General features: G+C 72.6%; 17 protein-coding genes. 12 read left to right on the top strand and 5 right to left on the bottom strand.

What is annotated here, in order from left to right; translation table 11 throughout:
- Positions 1 to 84: 84 nt before the first annotated feature.
- From ETU37_RS07975 to ETU37_RS08020, 10 genes are all read left to right on the top strand, one after another.
- Complete coding sequence (locus ETU37_RS07975; protein ID WP_129986706.1) at positions 85 to 1,689, top strand: glycoside hydrolase family 32 protein; 1,605 nt, start codon at positions 85 to 87, stop codon at positions 1,687 to 1,689.
- Between the two features lie 62 nt (positions 1,690 to 1,751).
- On the top strand, positions 1,752 to 3,260 hold the full coding sequence (locus ETU37_RS07980) for a glycoside hydrolase family 68 protein (RefSeq protein ID WP_129986707.1): 1,509 nt from the start codon (positions 1,752 to 1,754) through the stop codon (positions 3,258 to 3,260).
- Between the two features lie 284 nt (positions 3,261 to 3,544).
- Positions 3,545 to 4,888, top strand: coding sequence for a YncE family protein (locus ETU37_RS07985; RefSeq protein WP_129986708.1), 1,344 nt, complete (start codon positions 3,545 to 3,547; stop codon positions 4,886 to 4,888).
- Between the two features lie 134 nt (positions 4,889 to 5,022).
- A complete protein-coding gene (locus ETU37_RS07990; RefSeq protein ID WP_129986709.1) occupies positions 5,023 to 6,273 on the top strand; it encodes a TadA family conjugal transfer-associated ATPase in 1,251 nt (416 codons plus the stop codon).
- A gap of 1 nt (position 6,274) precedes the next feature.
- Positions 6,275 to 7,132, top strand: coding sequence for a type II secretion system F family protein (locus ETU37_RS07995; RefSeq protein ID WP_129986710.1), 858 nt, complete (start codon positions 6,275 to 6,277; stop codon positions 7,130 to 7,132).
- On the top strand, positions 7,129 to 8,052 hold the full coding sequence (locus ETU37_RS08000) for a type II secretion system F family protein (protein WP_129986711.1): 924 nt from the start codon (positions 7,129 to 7,131) through the stop codon (positions 8,050 to 8,052). Before ETU37_RS07995 ends, ETU37_RS08000 begins: the two co-directional genes overlap by 4 nt.
- Positions 8,053 to 8,085: 33 nt before the next feature.
- Positions 8,086 to 8,271 carry a hypothetical protein gene (locus tag ETU37_RS08005; RefSeq protein WP_129986712.1) on the top strand — a complete coding sequence of 62 codons (186 nt, stop codon included), beginning with the start codon at positions 8,086 to 8,088 and terminating at the stop codon, positions 8,269 to 8,271.
- The gene (locus ETU37_RS08010) at positions 8,246 to 8,656 is read left to right on the top strand and encodes a TadE/TadG family type IV pilus assembly protein (protein ID WP_129986713.1); all 411 of its coding nucleotides are present in this window, start codon (positions 8,246 to 8,248) and stop codon (positions 8,654 to 8,656) included. Before ETU37_RS08005 ends, ETU37_RS08010 begins: the two co-directional genes overlap by 26 nt.
- On the top strand, positions 8,653 to 9,090 hold the full coding sequence (locus ETU37_RS08015) for a hypothetical protein (protein ID WP_240755618.1): 438 nt from the start codon (positions 8,653 to 8,655) through the stop codon (positions 9,088 to 9,090). Before ETU37_RS08010 ends, ETU37_RS08015 begins: the two co-directional genes overlap by 4 nt.
- Positions 9,087 to 9,524 (top strand): pilus assembly protein TadG-related protein, encoded by a 438-nt coding sequence (locus ETU37_RS08020; protein ID WP_129986715.1) that lies wholly within the window; start codon positions 9,087 to 9,089, stop codon positions 9,522 to 9,524. The genes ETU37_RS08015 and ETU37_RS08020 overlap by 4 nt, the downstream gene beginning before the upstream one ends.
- A 6-nt stretch (positions 9,525 to 9,530) precedes the next feature.
- Here ETU37_RS08020 and ETU37_RS08025 read toward each other — a convergent pair whose 3' ends face one another.
- The 4 genes from ETU37_RS08025 to ETU37_RS08040 all read right to left on the bottom strand — a co-directional run bounded on the left by ETU37_RS08025 (position 9,531) and on the right by ETU37_RS08040 (position 13,310).
- On the bottom strand, positions 9,531 to 10,073 hold the full coding sequence (locus ETU37_RS08025; protein WP_338068610.1) for a DUF6714 family protein: 543 nt from the start codon (positions 10,071 to 10,073) through the stop codon (positions 9,531 to 9,533).
- Positions 9,992 to 12,337 carry a putative bifunctional diguanylate cyclase/phosphodiesterase gene (locus ETU37_RS08030; protein WP_165372445.1) on the bottom strand — a complete coding sequence of 782 codons (2,346 nt, stop codon included), beginning with the start codon at positions 12,335 to 12,337 and terminating at the stop codon, positions 9,992 to 9,994. The genes ETU37_RS08025 and ETU37_RS08030 overlap by 82 nt, the downstream gene beginning before the upstream one ends.
- Before the next feature lie 158 nt (positions 12,338 to 12,495).
- On the bottom strand, positions 12,496 to 12,987 hold the full coding sequence (locus tag ETU37_RS08035) for a DUF6328 family protein (protein ID WP_129986956.1): 492 nt from the start codon (positions 12,985 to 12,987) through the stop codon (positions 12,496 to 12,498).
- A complete protein-coding gene (locus ETU37_RS08040) occupies positions 12,984 to 13,310 on the bottom strand; it encodes a plasmid stabilization protein (protein WP_129986718.1) in 327 nt (108 codons plus the stop codon). The genes ETU37_RS08035 and ETU37_RS08040 overlap by 4 nt, the downstream gene beginning before the upstream one ends.
- A gap of 97 nt (positions 13,311 to 13,407) precedes the next feature.
- Between ETU37_RS08040 and prfB the strand changes: the two genes are divergently transcribed.
- Positions 13,408 to 14,526, top strand: coding sequence for a peptide chain release factor 2 (gene prfB, locus ETU37_RS08045; protein ID WP_129986719.1), 1,119 nt, complete (start codon positions 13,408 to 13,410; stop codon positions 14,524 to 14,526).
- Here prfB and ETU37_RS08050 read toward each other — a convergent pair.
- Entirely contained in the window at positions 14,523 to 15,212 is a 690-nt protein-coding gene (locus ETU37_RS08050) for a hypothetical protein (protein ID WP_129986720.1), read from the bottom strand. The two genes, prfB and ETU37_RS08050, sit on opposite strands and share 4 nt — an antisense overlap.
- A gap of 211 nt (positions 15,213 to 15,423) precedes the next feature.
- Between ETU37_RS08050 and ftsE the strand changes: the two genes are divergently transcribed.
- Complete coding sequence (ftsE, locus tag ETU37_RS08055; protein WP_129986957.1) at positions 15,424 to 16,113, top strand: cell division ATP-binding protein FtsE; 690 nt, start codon at positions 15,424 to 15,426, stop codon at positions 16,111 to 16,113.
- Positions 16,114 to 16,152: the final 39 nt, after the last annotated feature.

A 16,152-nucleotide genomic window follows, 5' to 3' on the forward strand; every position in this document is an offset into this window, starting at 1 on the left:
CCGTCGCCGCCCCTCGCAGACACCCCGCGCCGACCGGATGGTCCGGCCGGGGGCCGATCTCCAACCTCTCGGGAGACCCAGCCAATGCGCGTCCACGACCAGCACAACCGCGCCTCGATGCCGCGGCTCGGCCGTCGAGGCTTCCTCGCCGGTGCCGGTCTGCTGGCGCTCGGGGCCTGCACGCGCTCGCCGGTCGGCAGTCCGGGTCCCCGCCCCGCCGCGCCGACGGCGGCCCCGGCTCCCGACGCCGGTCTGCGTCGCACGGCCGACCGCTACCGTCCGCGGTTCCACTTCACGCCGCCGAGCGGGAACCTCGCCGACCCGAACGGCCTCGTGCACTTCGACGGCGAGTACCACCTGTTCCACCAGAGCGACGGCTCGTGGTCGCACGCGGTCAGCGCCGACCGCTGGTACTGGCGTGACCTGCCGACCGCCGTACCGTCGACGGAGGCGAGCCTCGCCCTGTCCGGCAGCGCGGTCGTCGACCACCACGACACCTCCGGGCTGTTCGGTGGCGGCGCCGGCCTCGTCACCGTGTTCACCAGCACGGCCACCGGCGAGGCGCAGAGCATCGCGACCAGCCCCGACGGCCGGACCTTCACCCCGTACGACGCCAACCCGGTGCTTCCCAACGACGGCCGGACGGACTTCCGCGACCCGAAGGTGTTCCGGCACCAGGCGACCGGGCGCTGGGTGATGGTCGTCGCCACCGGCGACCAGGTCAGCCTGTTCGGGTCGGCCGACCTGCGCGACTGGGAGCACCTCAGCGACTTCGGCGCGGGCATCGGCCTGCACAGCGCGGTCTGGGAGTGCCCCGACCTGTTCCCGCTGCCGCTCGACGGCGACCCGGCGCGCGAGAAGTGGGTGCTGCACGTCAGCGTCGGCGACAGCGACGCCACCGAAGGCTCGACGGCGCAGTGGTTCGTCGGCGACTTCGACGGCACCACGTTCGTCCGCGACGGCGACCCGGCGGCGGTGGACGTCACCGACTTCGGCCAGGACTTCTATGCCGCGCAGACCTGGAGCGACGACCCGACCGGCGGCCGCACGTGGCTCGGCTGGATGGCGAACTGGCGGTACCCGTACCAGGCGCCGACCGGTGACTGGCACGGTGCGATGTCGGTGCCCCGCGAGCTCGCGCTGGAGACCCGCCAGGGCCGGCCACGGCTGGTGCAGCGGCCCCTGTCGACCGAGCCGCTGCGCGCGGGGACCACGGGCTGGACCGGCTTCGAGCTGTCCGGCGTGACGACCCTCGCGCACCGCGGCACCACCTTCGAGCTCGTCGCGACCGTGTCGTGGGACGACGCGGTCGAGGAGGTCGGCGTCCGGGTCCGCAGTGACGGCGCCGGCGCGCACGTCGCCACCGGTCTCCGGCCGCGCGACGGGCAGGTCTTCCTCGACCGGAGCGCGTCGGGGACCGAGCCGCTGCCCGCCCGCGACGGCAGCACGGTCGCCTTCGGGCGCCGTACCGCCGCGGCCGGGGACACCACGCCGGGCCGGACCTACGAGATCCGGGTCCTGGTCGACACCAGCTCCGTCGAGGTGTTCCTCGACGAGGGTCAGAACGTCGGCACGAACCTCGTGTTCACCGACCCCGCCCACGACGGCGTCGAGCTGTACGCCGACGGGGGAGCGCTGACCGTCCACGCCCTCGAGATCCACGACCTGGAGGCCATCTGGACGACCTGACCACGTCAGCCCCCGACCTTCATCCCCCTTTCCTCACATACGTTTCGACTCGGGAGAGACCCATGAACCTCCGAATCAACCCCCGGCGCACCGTCGCCACCCTGACCGCGGCGGCCGCCGTCGTGACCGGGGTCGTCCTGACCGGCGGGGCCGCCAGCAGCACCCCCGGCGTGGACCACCCCGCCGAGACGCCGACCGACCACACCGGTCAGGCGTACCCCGTCGAGAGCAGCTACACGATGAAGTGGACCCGCGAGGACGTCCAGCGCATCATGAGCCAGCACAACGACCCGACCGCCGGCCCCGGCGAGAACTCGTTGTCCGACCAGGTCTCGATGCCCGACATCCCGTCGGACTTCCCCGCCATGAAGGACGAGAACGGCGACCCGGTCTGGGTGTGGGACACCTGGCCGATGACCGACGAGCACGGCAACCAGTACAGCTACAAGGGCTGGGACGTGATCTTCTCGCTGACCGCCGACTCCAAGGCGGGCTACACGTTCGACGACCGGCACGTGAACGCGCGCATCGGCTACTGGTTCCGCAAGAAGAACCGGGCGGACGACCAGTGGATCTACGGCGGCAACGTCTTCGGTGACCGCACCCCGGCGCACAAGGCCGAGTGGTCCGGTTCGACGCGGATCTACCCGGACGGGACGATCAAGCTGTTCTACACCGACCTCGACTTCGCCGACCGCAACAAGCCGAAGGCGGTCATCGCGATGAGCGAGGGCCGGATCAACGCCGACCAGGACGGCGTGTCGTTCCACGGGCTCGACGAGACCACGCCGCTGCTCGAGCCGGACGGCGTGCGGTACCAGAACGTCGAGCAGAACGCGTACTTCAACTTCCGCGACCCGTTCACCTTCGAGGACCCCGCGCAGCCGGGCAAGACGTTCATGGTCTTCGAGGGCAACACCGCGGGCCAGAAGGGCGACTACCAGTGCCAGCAGTCCGACCTCGGCGACTCCGGTGAGACGCCCGAGGACGTCACGGCCAGGGGCGCGAACCACCAGATGGCCAACATCGGCCTCGCCGTCGCCGAGAACGACGACCTCACCGAGTGGCGCTACCTCGACCCGATCCTCTCGGCCAACTGCGTCAACGACCAGACCGAGCGGCCCCAGTTCGTGATCGAGAAGGTCAACGGCGAGTGGCAGTACTACCTGTACACGATCAGCCACGCGTTCACCTACGCCGCCGGCCTGCGCGGCCCCGACGGGGTCTACGGGTTCGTCGGTGACGGCATCCGCAGCGACTTCAAGCCGCTCAACGGCTCCGGCCTCGCCCTCGGCAACCCGTCGAACCTGAACTACAGCCCGACGGACGACCGCAAGAACACCCGCCAGTACCAGTCCTACTCGCACTACGTGATGCCCGACGGCCTGGTCGAGTCGTTCATCGACAACGTCGACGGGCGCCGCGGCGGCACGCTCGCCCCGACCGTCCGGATCGACGTCGAGGGCACGACCAGCGTCGTGGACCGCAACGTCGGCGACGACGGCCTGCTGCCCTACGGCTTCATCCCGACCAACCGCTCCGCGGGTGGTCCCGAGGTCACGACGCCCTGACCGGTAGTCCCGACCGCTGACAGACGGCCCGGGTACGGCGCTCTCGGGAGCGCCGTACCCGGGTCATCTCGTCCCGGTTGATGAGCTGGCTCCGGAACCCCGTTCACACGTCCCATGCGTCCGGCGTACCTCATCTCACCCATCTTGCGGGGGCGGCTCGTGCACGCCGCGGAGCAGCCTGTCGGAGACCCGACAAACCTGCCGATGACGGGGAAGGAACGACCGCGATGCGCTATTGGCACGTGAAGTCCTTGCCTTCGTGGCCTGCCCCGGCACTCCTCGCAGTGGTCGCCCTGGTCCTGTCGACGGCTGGGGTGGTCCCGATCGCCTCCGCGACGCTGCCGGCGACGCCGGTCGTCGCGCTGGAGCGCACGATCCCGACCCGTCCCTTCGTCGGGTCCGGCGTCTTCACCACGGACCACGAGGGATCGGCGTACGTCCCACGGGACCACTCCCTGTGGCTCGCCGACGACGACGGGCACGCGCTCTACGAGATCGACCCCTCGACCGGTGCGCTCAAGCGCACGATCCACGGCTCCAGGCTGGCGAAGGTTCAGGAGCTCGGTGGCGGGCCTCGCGCGGGCGCGTCGCGGATCGCCGAGATCCAGGGGCTCGCCTACGACCCGACGAGGGACGCACTGTACGCCTACTCCGGCACCTGCTGTCCGACCAAGATCTTGTCCACCGCCTTCCGGCTGACGCGCAAGGACGGTGTCCTCAAGCCCGACTCCTTCCAGGCCCTACCACTCGGTCTCCAGGTGGAAGGGGCGGCCTACAACCCGTGCGACGGGCGTGTGTACATCGGCAGCCACGGCGGCATCTGGACTCACGACTACCTGACCAACAGGCTCGGGAGGGGCTTCGGCATCCCCGGGATCACCGAGCTCTACGGGATGGACTTCAGCGACGACGGCAAGGACCTCTTCGTCGCGCAGCCCTACACGAGAGTCACTCGGGTCGACTGGGCGACCCGGACTGTGGTGCCCGGATGGGACCTCAACCTTGCGGGGCTGGGCCCGCAGGACGTACGGGCGGTCGAGGTCATCGGGGAGCGGCTCTGGGTCTCCGACGGCTCCGACAAGCGCACGCCCGGCGACCCCCTCGACCACGCTCTCTTCGTGTTCGGCCTCGGCGCGTCCGGGCCGGTGTCCGAGCCGCCCTCGGGCGACAGGCGCAACCTGATCGGCAACCCGGGGTTCGAGCGTGACCTGTGCGGCTGGAACGCCGCGTTGGCCCCGGACAAGGGGACGCTGACCCGCGTCGCCGGAGGTCGTTCCGGGTCCTGGGCCGCCCGCGTCGAGCGCACCAAGGGGAAGGGCGACCTCTCCCTCGCCGTCGTCCCGACCTGGGAGGTGAAGAAGCGCAAGCACACCTACAAGGCCAGCCTCTGGGTCCGCTCGACCACGCCAGGTGACGAGCTGCAGTTCCGGATCCGAGAGCTGTACGCCGGCCGCTACGTCGAGCGCGAGGAAGTCACGAGCGTGCGACTGACACGCACGTGGAAGCGGGTGACCGTGTCCCTGAAGTCCGGAGGATACGCACGCCGGATCGCCCTCGACGCCACGGTCGAGCACACCCGTAAGGGGGCCTCGTTCCTGGTCGACGCCGCTGGGCTCCGGATGTCCTGAGCCGCCGCCCCAGCCGCCCCATCCGTCGCGGTTTCCACAGATCCGTTTCAAGGGGTTCCGTCCGGATTCGCCATGGGTAAGACTCGCGGCACCGGTCCCCGGCTCGGCGGGACCAGTGCTGGAACGGCGGGGGCATGAGCCTGACCTGGACGGATGCGCACGAGGCGCAGATCGAGGACCTCGACGCCTCGCTGCGTGCCGCGGTCCGGCGGGACGGTCTCGATCCCCAGCGCGACCGGTCCACGGTCCGGGTGCTCGCGGCGCGGATCGTCGCCGACCACGACGAGCGCTCGCTCACCGGTGCGGTGCTGCCGCTGCCCGACGCCGACGCGGCCGTCGACGAGCTCGTGGCGCGCGTCTCCGGGTTCGGCGCACTGCAGCCCTACCTCGACGACCCGCAGGTCGAGGAAGTCTGGATCAACGACCCGAGCCGGGTCTTCGTCGCCCGCAACGGCCGGCACGAGCTGACCAACACGATCCTCACCGCCGCCCAGGTCACCGAGCTCGTGGAGCGGATGCTCAAGTCCAGCGGTCGGCGCGTCGACGTCAGCCAGCCCTTCGTCGACGCGATGCTCCCGCAGGGCCATCGACTTCACGTGGTACTCGAGGGGATCTCGCGCGGGTTCAGCGCAGTCAACATCCGCAAGTTCGTCGTGAAGGCCGCCCGGCTCGAGGACCTGGTCGGGCTGGGCAGCCTGTCCGCGCAGGCCGCGAAGTTCCTCGACGCCGCGATCGTCTCGGGGCTCAACGTGCTGGTCAGCGGGGGGACGCAGGCCGGCAAGACCACCCTGCTCAACTGCCTGGCGGGCTCGATCCCCGGCCGCGAGCGCGTGATCTCCGTGGAAGAGGTCTACGAACTGCGCTTCCACCACGCCGACTGGGTCGCGTTGCAGACCCGGCAGCAGGGCCTGGAGGGCACCGGCGAGATCCGGCTGCGCGACCTGGTCAAGGAGAGCCTGCGGATGCGGCCGACGCGCGTCATCGTGGGCGAGGTGCGCAGCGAGGAGTGCCTCGACCTGCTGCTCGCGCTCAACGCCGGGCTTCCGGGCATGGCGTCGTTGCACGCCAACTCCGCACGCGAGGCGCTCGTCAAGATGTGCACGTTGCCGCTGCTGGCCGGGGAGAACATCAGTCCACGGTTCGTCGTCCCCACTGTCGCCGCGTCGGTCGACCTCGTGGTCCACCTCGGGATCGACGGGCACGGCGCCCGCCGGGTGCAGGAGATCGTGGCGGTGCCGGGCCGCGTGGAGAACGACGTGATCGAGACCGAGGCGCTTTTCGTCCGCCGCGGCGACGAGCTGGTCCGCGCCCAGGGCATGCCGCCGCGCCGCGAGCACTTCGAGCGCGCCGGCTTCGACATCGCCTCCCTGCTGACGGGCGGCTGACGTGGGACTGGCGATCGGGCTCGGCGTCGGCGTCGGGTTGCTGCTGATCTGGCTGTCGCTCACCTCGGCGCCGACCGAGCGGCGGCAGGACGACGCGCGGCCGGGTCGCCTCGCCGACCTGCTGTCGCGCGCCGGCCTCGAGTCCACCTCGCCGAGCCAGCTCGTCGTCGTGTGCGGCGTCTGCGCGGTAGCGGCGGCGCTGCTCGTCCAGCTCCTCTCCCGTACGGCGACCGTGGCGATCGCGTTCGGCCTGCTCGCCGGCTACCTCCCGGTCGCGCTGCTCACCGGCCGGGCGCGACGCCGGCAGCGCGAGCTGCTCGACGTCTGGCCGGAGGCGGTCGACAACCTCGCGTCCGCCGTGCGGGCCGGGCTGTCGCTGCCCGAGGCGCTCTCCGCGCTCGGCCGACGCGGGCCCGAGCCGCTGCGGCCGCACTTCGACGCGTTCGCGACCGACTACCAGCTCACCGGCCGCTTCGGGGAGTCGCTCGACCGGCTCAAGGAGCGCCTGGCCGATCCCGTCGGAGACCGCGTCGTCGAGGGCCTGCGGGTCGCCCGCGAGGTGGGCGGCGGTGAGCTCGGCGGCGTGCTGCGCAACCTGTCCGGCTTCCTGCGCGACGACGCGCGCACCCGGTCGGAGCTCGAGTCGCGCCAGACCTGGACGGTGGTGGGCGCGCGCCTGGCCGTGGCCGCGCCGTGGCTGGTGCTGCTGATGCTGAGCTTCCAGCGGGAGGTGATCGGCCGCTACGCCTCGCCCGAGGGTGCGCTCGTCCTCGCCTTCGGCGGCGGGCTGTCGGTGGTGGCCTACCGGCTGATGGTCCGCATCGGTCGGCTGCCCGTCGAGCGGCGGGTGCTCTCGTGAGCGTGTGGGGCGCGGCCGTCGGCGTCGCGCTCGGGCTCGGCCTCGTCCTCGTCGCGCGGGCGGTGGCAGGCCGTCGGCCCGCGCTCGAGGTGCGCGTCCTGCCCTACGTCCGTGACCTGCCACAGGTCGGCGACCGCGCATTGGCCGGCGCGAAGGTGCCCGGGCCGTTCCGCGCGGTGTTCGGGCCGGTGCTCGGCGCCGCTGCCGGCTCCGTCGAGCGGGTGCTGGGTGGGTCGGCCTCGATCCGCCGGCGGCTGGACCGCGCCGGCCTCGACCTGACGCTGCGGGAGTTCCGCGTCGAGCAGGTGCTCTGGGGGCTTGTCGGCTTCGCCGCCGCGGCCGCGCTCACGCTGGTCGTCGCCCTCCGGTCACCCGGTCGCACGGTGCCGCTGCTCGTGCTCTGCGTCATCGCGTTCGCGTTCGGCGTCCTGCTGCGCGAGAACCGCCTCACCTCGCAGGCCGTGGAGCGGGAGCGCCGGATCATGGCGCAGTTCCCGACCGTCGCCGAGCTGCTCGCCCTGGCCGTCGGTGCCGGCGAAGGGCCGGTCGCCGCGCTCGACCGCGTCGCCGCGCGGTGCCGTGGCGAGATGGGCGACGAGATCGCCCGGGTCCTCGCCGACATCCGCACCGGCACGCCCGTCGCGGCCGCGCTCGACGGCTGGGCCGCCCGGTCCGGGCTGCCGGCGGTCGCGCGGTTCGCGGAGGCGATGGCCGTCGCGGTCGACCGCGGCACCCCGCTCGCCGCCGTCCTGCACGCACAGGCGGCCGACGCCCGCGAGGCCGGTCGCCGCGCGCTCATCGAGACCGGCGCCCGGCGCGAGGTGCTGATGATGGTGCCGGTCGTCTTCCTCGTCCTGCCCGTCACGATCCTGTTCGCCTTCTGGCCCGGCGTCGTCGGACTCCGTCTGGTCACGCCATGACACGACCCACCAGCACGCACGCAAGGGGGACCCATGACCCGCGCTTTCCTGACCGCACGCCTCGCCGCACTCCGAGCGGCCCGCCGGGGCGAACGCGGTGACGTTCCCGGCTGGGTGATGATCACGGTGATGACGGCCGGCCTGGTCGCCGCGATCTGGGCCGTCGCCGGCCCCGAGCTGGTGGCGATGCTGCGTGACGCGCTGGGCTCGGTGGGCTGACGCCCGCGGCACGGGGGAGCGCGGCTCCGCGGTCGTCGACTTCGTGCTCGTGCTGGTGGTCGTGCTGCCGCTCTTCCTCGGGATCTGCCAGGTAGCGCTCGTGCTGCACGTCCGCAACACCTTGACCTCGGCGGCGTCGGAGGGGGCGCGGTACGCCGCCACCGCCGACCGGTCGTTCGCGGACGGCGCTGCGCGCACCCGCGACCAGATCACCGGCGCGCTCGCGGCGCGGTTCGCCCGGCAGGTCGTCGCGGGTCCCGCCACCGTCCGGGGCGCGCCGGGCGTGCAGGTCCAGGTGGTCGCCGAGGTGCCGCCGCTGGGCCTGTGGGGTCCCGCCGTACGCCTCGTCTCGACCGGGCACGCGGTCGAGGAGCCGGCGTCGTGAGGCGCCGCGGCGAGGACGGCACGGCGCTCATCGAGGTGACGTGGCTGGCGATCCTGCTGATGGTGCCGCTGGTGTACGTCGTCCTCGCGGTGTACGACGTCCAGCGGCACGCCTTCGCCGCCACCGCGGCCGCACGGGCGGCCGGACGCGCGTTCGTGCTGGCGCCCGACGTCGCGCAGGCCACCGCGCACGCCCGGGAGGCCGCCGCCGTGGCGCTCGGCGACCAGCGCGTCGACCCCGGCGACGTCCGGGTCGACATCGCCTGCGAGCCCGCCGGCGACTGCCTCAGCCCCGGGTCGGTCGTGGTCGTCGACGTGCGCACGCAGGTGCGGCTGCCGCTGATGCCGAGCGTGCTGGGCGACGGCGCGCCGAGCATCCGGGTCGACGCGGCGCACCGGGTGCCCTACGGGACGTTCCGCGAGGATCGCTCATGAGAGCGCGCACCCGCGACGAGAGCGGCCAGACCGCACTGCTCCTGGTCGGCCTGGCGGTGGTGCTCATGCTGCTCGTCGGGGTCACGGTCGACGCGTCGGCGGCGTACCTCCGCCGGCAGGGCCTCGACAACCTCGCCGACGGCGCGGCGCTGGCGGCGGCCGACGGGGTGCAGGGCGCGCAGGTCTACGAGGGCGGCCTGGGCGAGGTGGCGCTGGTCGACCCCGAGGTCGCGCGAGCCTACGTCGCCGACTACCTGGCCCGGTCCGGCGCCGCCCGCGAGTTCCCCGGCCTGCGGGTCGACGTCGACGCACGAGTCGACCGGGTCGTGGTGCGGGTGTCGGCGCCGCTCGACCTGCCGTTCACACCGCCCGGGTGGGTCGGCACCCCGCGGATCAGCTCGACCGCGGCGTCCTACGTCGTGGTCAGCGACTGACGTCTCTCAGCCGGCTTCGCGCCAGGCCGCCAGCGCCGCGGCCGCATCGTCGTGGTGGGCGGTCATGACGTCGAGGAACGCCGTGACGACGTCCCGCTCCTCACCCGCGAGGTCGGTCCACTTGGAGCGGACGAACGGCCGCAGCTCCTCCCGGTACAGCTCGGGCAGGAACGCCCACACCGTCGAGTCCACGACGGCCTCGCCGCTGTCGGGGTGCCGCAGCACGAACCGCAGGAACGCCGGCAGGTAGTGCCGGAACCCGCCCGGGCTCAGGAACGCGAGCGCGGCGTACGCGGAGACCACGTCGGCGTCCGCGAGGTCCCGCCAGTGCCGGACCGCCGCGACCTCGCGCAGGTCGCCCATGTCGTAGCACTCCGGGTGCAGCAGTGCTTCATCGTCGGGCCGCGGCACGTCGGCGAAGACCCGCTCGACACGGTCGACGAGTCCGGCAGGGTCGGCGGGCGCGCTCAGTCGAGGCGCTCCAGCAGCTCGGCCACCTCGCCGGCAGGGACCGGCTGCGCGAACAGGTAGCCCTGCGCCAGCTCGCAGCCGAGCTCCTGCAGCATCGTGAACTGCGGCGCGGTCTCCACGCCCTCGGCGCACACGGTGAACCCGAAGGCGCCGCCGAGCTCGATCAGCGCCCGCACGATCGCGGCGCCCCGCGTCGGGTCGTGCAGGAAGGACCGGTCGATCTTCAGCACGTCGATCTGCGGGAAGCGCTGCAGGTAGCTCAGCGAGCTGTAGCCGGTGCCGAAGTCGTCGAGGAGCAGGCTGATGCCGGCGTCCTTGAGCCGGTGCAGGTTCGCCTGGGTGTGCTTGCCCTCGTCGACCAGCACCGACTCGGTGATCTCGATGCCGAGATGGCCGGACGGCAGCCCGGCGGCCGCGCGTACGGCGTCGACCCGGGCGGCGAAACCGGGGTCGCGCAGCTCCTCGGCCGAGGCGTTCACCCGGAGGGCCACGTCCGGCCACTCCTCGCGCCACCGGACCGCGGCGGCGACAGCCTGCTCGAGCACCAGGGTCCCCAGCTCGCCGACGACGCCGATCTCCTCGGCGAGCGGGACGAACGTGTGCGGCGGGACGAAGCTGCCGTCCGGGCGGCGCCAGCGGGCGAGCGCCTCGAGGGCGACGACCCGGGCACTCACCACGTCGACGATGGGCTGGTACCAGACCTCGACGACCCGGTCGTCGATCGCGGCGCGTAGCTCGGCCGACAGGCTGACCCGGCCGAGCACCTCGGTGCGCATCGACTCGTCGAAGAAGCGGTGGCTGCCGGGCCGGGCGCGCTTCGCGGCGTACATCGCGATGTCGGCCTCGGTGAGCAGCGTGGCCGGGTCGCCGGACCCGTCGGCGACGGCGATGCCGATGCTGGTCGTGAGGCTGCGCCGCACCCCGGCGACGTCGAACGGCTCGGTGCAGGCGGCCAGCAGTCGCTCGGCGACGGCCACGGCCTCGTCGACCGAGGTGAGGTCCTCCGCGACCACCACGAACTCGTCGCCGCCGAGCCGGGCAAGCGTGTCTCCGGGCGGCAGCGCGGACTCGAACCGGCGGGAGACCTCGTTCAGGAGCACGTCGCCTGCGGCGTGCCCCTGCGAGTCGTTGACCCCCTTGAAGTCGTCGAGGTCGAGCAGCAGCACCGCGACGAGCGTGCCGTGCCGCTCGGCCCGGCCGACCGCGGAGTCCATCCGGTCCTGCACGAGCGGGCGGTTGGGCAGCCCGGTGAGGACGTCGTGCAGCGCCTGGTGCTCGAGCCGGTCCTCGAGCGCGGCCCGGCGCACGGCGGCACCGAGGACCGCCGCCAGGGACTCCACGAACGCGACGTCGGTGTCGGACCAGACGTGGTCGGCCGGACCGTGGACGCTCACGGTGCCCCACGCCCCGTCGACTCCGGGCACGGGGCAGTCGAGCTCGCCGTCGACGACGGTCAGCACGTCGTGCGCGACGGTGCGGTTCACCGCGGTGCTCAAGCCGGGGTAGCGGTCGTCGAGGCGGCGCACGACCTCCTCGGCCAAGGCCTCCAGCGGTTGCGTGAGTGCCTGCCGCCCGAGCGCCGCCAGGTGCCGCTGCTCCTCCTCCGCCCGCGACAGCCGGTGCTCGACCTCGACGCGGTGCCGGAGGTCGCGCTGCACGGTGGCGAGCGCCAGCGGGGTGCCGTCGGAGCCGCGGGTGACGAGGAAGGAGTTCGCCGACACGGGGATGGAGCCCTCGCCGCCGAAGTGGTGCAGCTCGCTCTCACCCTCCCAGTAGCCCCGGGTGCGCACGGCGTCCTCGATCTCGTGGGAGCGGGCCCGGCCGGCGTCGGTGAAGAAGTCGTTCGTGGGCCGGCGCAGCACGAGCGCGTCGTCGTCCGCCGGTAAGCCCACCAGCTCACGCCCGGCTCGGTTGAGGAAGGTCACGGTGCCGTCGAAGTCGGCCATCGCGATGAAGTCCTTGGAGAGCTCGACCAGCGCCCGGAACCGCTCCAGCTCGGCCTCGCGGTCCACCAGGGCCGCGCGCAGGTCGGCCAGGTCGGTGAGCGTCAGGAGCACCAGCGCGCCGTCGGGCGCCGGGCGCGCCAGCAGCTCCAGGGCGCGGTCGGCGCGGGTGACGGACGCGGCCCCGCCGAGCCCGGCCAGCGCCGCGGCCACCGCCTCGTCCACGGAGGGCTCGTCGAAGGCGTCGGTGAGGGGCCTCCCGGCCAGGAAGCCCGGGTACGGCTCGACCACGTCGAGCAGGGCGCCCTCGGCTCGGGTCACGGTGGCTTCGGCGTCGAGCGCGATCAGGGCGAGCGGGGCGTGGGTGGCGAGGAGCGCCCGGCTCTCCTGGTCCCACATGGGTCGGCCCCCTTGTTCCCGAAGTCCCCGACGTCCCCGTGCTGCCTGCACCCGGCGGGCGGCGCCCACCATCATGCCGCGCCTCGGCGAGGCTCGCAGGTAAAGGGACCGGACGGACCGGGTGCCGAGATCGGTCTCGGTTGCTTCGTACGGCGGGGTCAGTCGGCGCGCTTGGCCAGCGGGTACACGAACCAGAGCAGCGCGAGGAAGAGCAGCGCGACCCCGCCGGCGACGAGAGAGGCCGGGCGGCCCACGACGACGTCGAACACCAGCCACACGACGCCGGCGAGGGTCAGCCCCAGCATCGTCAGCCCGGCCTGGGCGAGCCGGCCCGCGGTGTGCACGATCCAGGCCTTCTCGCCCTGCCGGAACAGCATCCGGTGCAGCGGCACCGGCGCGATGATGAAGCCGGTCGCCAGCACCGAGCCGGTCAGCACCGCCAGGTAGCCATCGCGCTGGACCGCGTCGAGCTCGGGGAACCGTTGGGTGAACGGCACCGTGAGCAGGAAGCCGGTGAGGATCTGCACCCCCGTCTGGCTGACCCTCAGCTCCTGCAGGAGCTCGCTGAAGTTGCGGGCGAGCCGCTGGGTCTCGCTCTCACCGGAGCGGCCCTCCTCCTCGTCGGCGCCGCCGCCGGAGGGCGCGTTCAGCGTCCCACCGCCTTCTCGAGCTCGGCCTTGGTCATCGTGGAGCGGCCCGAGACACCCCGGCGCCTGGCCTCGTTGTACAGCTGCTGCTTGGTGCGCCCACCGGCACCCGAGTGCGAGCCCTTGCCGCCCCGGTGGCCGGAGGAGACGTCCTCGGTCGAGCTGCGGCTGGACTCGCGGGACTCGCCGGCCCTGGCGCGCTCCTTGTTGACGGTGCGCGCGGCGATCTCCTCGGCGGTGCCCTCGGAGCGGCCGCGGTCCTCCAGCCCCTCCTTGATGTGTTCGTACTGACGTTCGCGCTTGTCGCTCCAGGCCTGCTGCGGCACGGCTCCTCCTCCTGTCCGGAACTCGTCCTGTGCCGGGCGGTACCCGGGGCCGGTCTCGGTATGCGCCCGCCGTCCGGTGCCGCGTAGGCTCCCTATCGTGGCAGGCCCCGACTTCGAGACCCAGATCAAGCAGCTCCAGGCGACGATGCACACCATCGAGCAGGTGCTCGACCTCGACGCCATGAAGCGCGAGATCGCCGAGCTCGGCGAGCAGGTGGCCGCCCCCGACCTGTGGGACGACCAGGCCAACGCCCAGAGGGTGACCGGCCGGCTCTCCACGCTCCAGGGCGAGCTGGAGCGGTTCACCTCGCTCCAGGGCCGCCTCGACGACGTCGGCGTGCTGGTCGAGCTCGCCCGCGAGGAGGGCGACGCCGACTCGCTGGCCGAGGCCGAGGCCGAGCTGGGCCGCCTGCACAAGTCGGTCGAGCAGATGGAGGTCCGGACCCTGCTGTCCGGCGAGTTCGACGCCCGCGAGGCGCTGGTGACGATCCGCTCGGGCGCCGGCGGTGTCGACGCCGCCGACTTCGCCGAGATGCTGATGCGGATGTACACCCGCTGGGCCGAGCGTCACAAGTACGGCGTCGAGGTGTTCGACACGTCGTACGCCGAGGAGGCGGGGATCAAGTCCGCGACGTTCGCGGTGCACGCGCCCTATGCCTACGGCACGCTCAGCGTCGAGGCCGGCACCCACCGGCTGGTGCGGATCAGCCCGTTCGACAACCAGGGCCGCCGGCAGACGTCGTTCGCCGCTGTCGAGGTGGTCCCGGTGCTCGAGCAGACCGACGAGATCGACGTCCCTGACGAGGAGATCCGCGTCGACGTGTACCGCTCCGGCGGCCCCGGCGGCCAGTCGGTCAACACCACCGACTCCGCGGTCCGGCTCACGCACATCCCGACGGGCACGGTCGTCTCCTGCCAGAACGAGAAGAGCCAGCTGCAGAACAAGGCCTCGGCCATGGTCGTGCTCAAGGCCAAGCTGCTCGCGCTCAAGAAGGCCGAGGAGCGCGCCCAGCTCGACGAGATCCGCGGCGACGTCAAGGGGGAGTGGGGCGACCAGATGCGCAGCTACGTGCTGAACCCGTACCAGATGGTCAAGGACCTGCGCACCGAGCAGGAGTCCGGGAACCCGCAGGCCGTGCTCGACGGCGAGATCGACGACTTCCTCGAGGCCGGCATCCGCTGGCGGCGCGGGGCCGACAAGGCCGAGCAGAACTAGCTCGCACCGATCGTCGTCGCCACGTGCACGCACCACTGCTCGGCCCGTGAGCGGACGTCGTCCTCGCTCGCCTCGTCGTCGCTGACCTCGCAGGTCAGCCAGGCGTCGCCGAACAGCCCGCGCAGGCTCGCGGTGACCGTCCCCGCGCCGGAGCAGACCCGGGTCAGGCCCGGGCGGCCGTACGTCGTCCGGCCGGCGAGGTCCTCGCAGCCTGCCTCCTCGCGGGCGTCGGCGGCGAGGGTGCGGGCCTGCCGCGGCGACACCGCGGGGGCGAACACCCAGGCCCGCGCCTCGGTGCCTCCGGACCCCGTCCAGGTGCAGGCGTACTCGTCGCTGTTGTCGCCCGCTCCGCCGGCCAGGTCGACCCGGTCGCCCACGCCGTAGGCGTCGCTGTCTCGCACCGGAGACCCGAGCGCGACCGGGACCCTGTCGTCGTCCACGAGCGCGCAGAACGGCGAGCGGGGGAGCGGCAGGTTGCTCAGGTCGAGGTCCGCCTCCGCCAGGTCCGGTCCCGGGTCCGAGGAGGAGCCGCGCGGCGCGTCGGCCGCCGGGCCGGGGGAGTCCTCGCGGAGCAGCCCGGCCACGACCGTACCGGCCAGGAGCAGCACGACGACACCCAGCACGACGTACCGCGGCGGCAGCCCCAGCCACCGCCGAGCCGCCCGTCTCCCGCGCCGTCTCGCCATCGCCCGATCATCCCGGACGGGTGGGCGCGGGGCGGGCGGCACCGCCGGTGAGCATGATCCTCGGCACACCGACGCCTGCCACGTGCCCGCCCGGCTTCACCCGGTCACCTAGACTCAAATGTCGGTCGGATGCCGCTGCGCCCGCACCTGGGGGTACGTGCACGTCAGTGGCATGCTCCCCGTGTCCCCGAACCCGGCCGCCACCACGCCTGTGATCCGCTTCGAGAATGTCACCAAGTCGTACGCCGGCCAGAGCCGCGCGGCGCTCGACGACGTCACCGTCGAGGTCGAGAAGGGGGAGTTCGTCTTCCTCGTCGGTGCGTCCGGCTCCGGCAAGTCGACCTTCCTCCGGCTGGTGCTGCGCGAGGCGCGCCCCACCCACGGCAAGGTGTACGTCGCCGGCAAGGAGATCAACCGGCTCGCCACCTGGAAGGTGCCCGGCCTGCGCCGCCAGATCGGCACGGTGTTCCAGGACTTCCGGCTGCTGCCCAACAAGACGGTGACGGAGAACGTCGCGTTCGCGCTGCAGGTGATCGGCAAGCCGCGCAGCCACATCAACAAGGTGGTGCCCGAGACGCTCGAGCTCGTCGGCCTGGAGGGCAAGGGCGGACGGATGCCCGACGAGCTCTCCGGTGGTGAGCAGCAGCGCGTCGCCATCGCCCGCGCGTTCGTCAACCGGCCGATGATCCTCATCGCCGACGAGCCCACCGGCAACCTCGACCCGAACACGTCGGTCGGGATCATGAAGCTCCTCGACCGGATCAACCGCACCGGCACGACCGTGATGATGGCGACCCACGACGCGGGCATCGTCGACCAGATGCGAAAGCGGGTCATCGAGCTGTCCAGCGGCCACATCGTCCGCGACCAGTCCCGCGGCGTCTACGGCTACCAGCACTAGCAACAGCCCGCACCCGACCAGGACGACGCACCCGACCAG

Source organism: Nocardioides iriomotensis (assembly GCF_004168035.1).
GTDB classification, from domain to species: Bacteria; Actinomycetota; Actinomycetes; order Propionibacteriales; family Nocardioidaceae; genus Nocardioides_B; species Nocardioides_B iriomotensis.

Excerpts from the sequence above, each read along its gene's own strand:
- ETU37_RS07990 (WP_129986709.1), top strand. The coding sequence starts at position 5,023 with ATGAGCCTGACCTGGACGGATGCGCACGAGGCGCAGATCGAGGACCTC.
- ETU37_RS08005 (WP_129986712.1), top strand. The coding sequence starts at position 8,086 with ATGACCCGCGCTTTCCTGACCGCACGCCTCGCCGCACTCCGAGCGGCC.
- ETU37_RS08020 (WP_129986715.1), top strand. The coding sequence starts at position 9,087 with ATGAGAGCGCGCACCCGCGACGAGAGCGGCCAGACCGCACTGCTCCTG.
- ETU37_RS08050 (WP_129986720.1), bottom strand. The coding sequence starts at position 15,212 with ATGGCGAGACGGCGCGGGAGACGGGCGGCTCGGCGGTGGCTGGGGCTG.
- ETU37_RS07975 (WP_129986706.1), top strand. The coding sequence starts at position 85 with ATGCGCGTCCACGACCAGCACAACCGCGCCTCGATGCCGCGGCTCGGC.
- ETU37_RS07980 (WP_129986707.1), top strand. The coding sequence starts at position 1,752 with ATGAACCTCCGAATCAACCCCCGGCGCACCGTCGCCACCCTGACCGCG.
- ETU37_RS08030 (WP_165372445.1), bottom strand. The coding sequence starts at position 12,337 with ATGTGGGACCAGGAGAGCCGGGCGCTCCTCGCCACCCACGCCCCGCTC.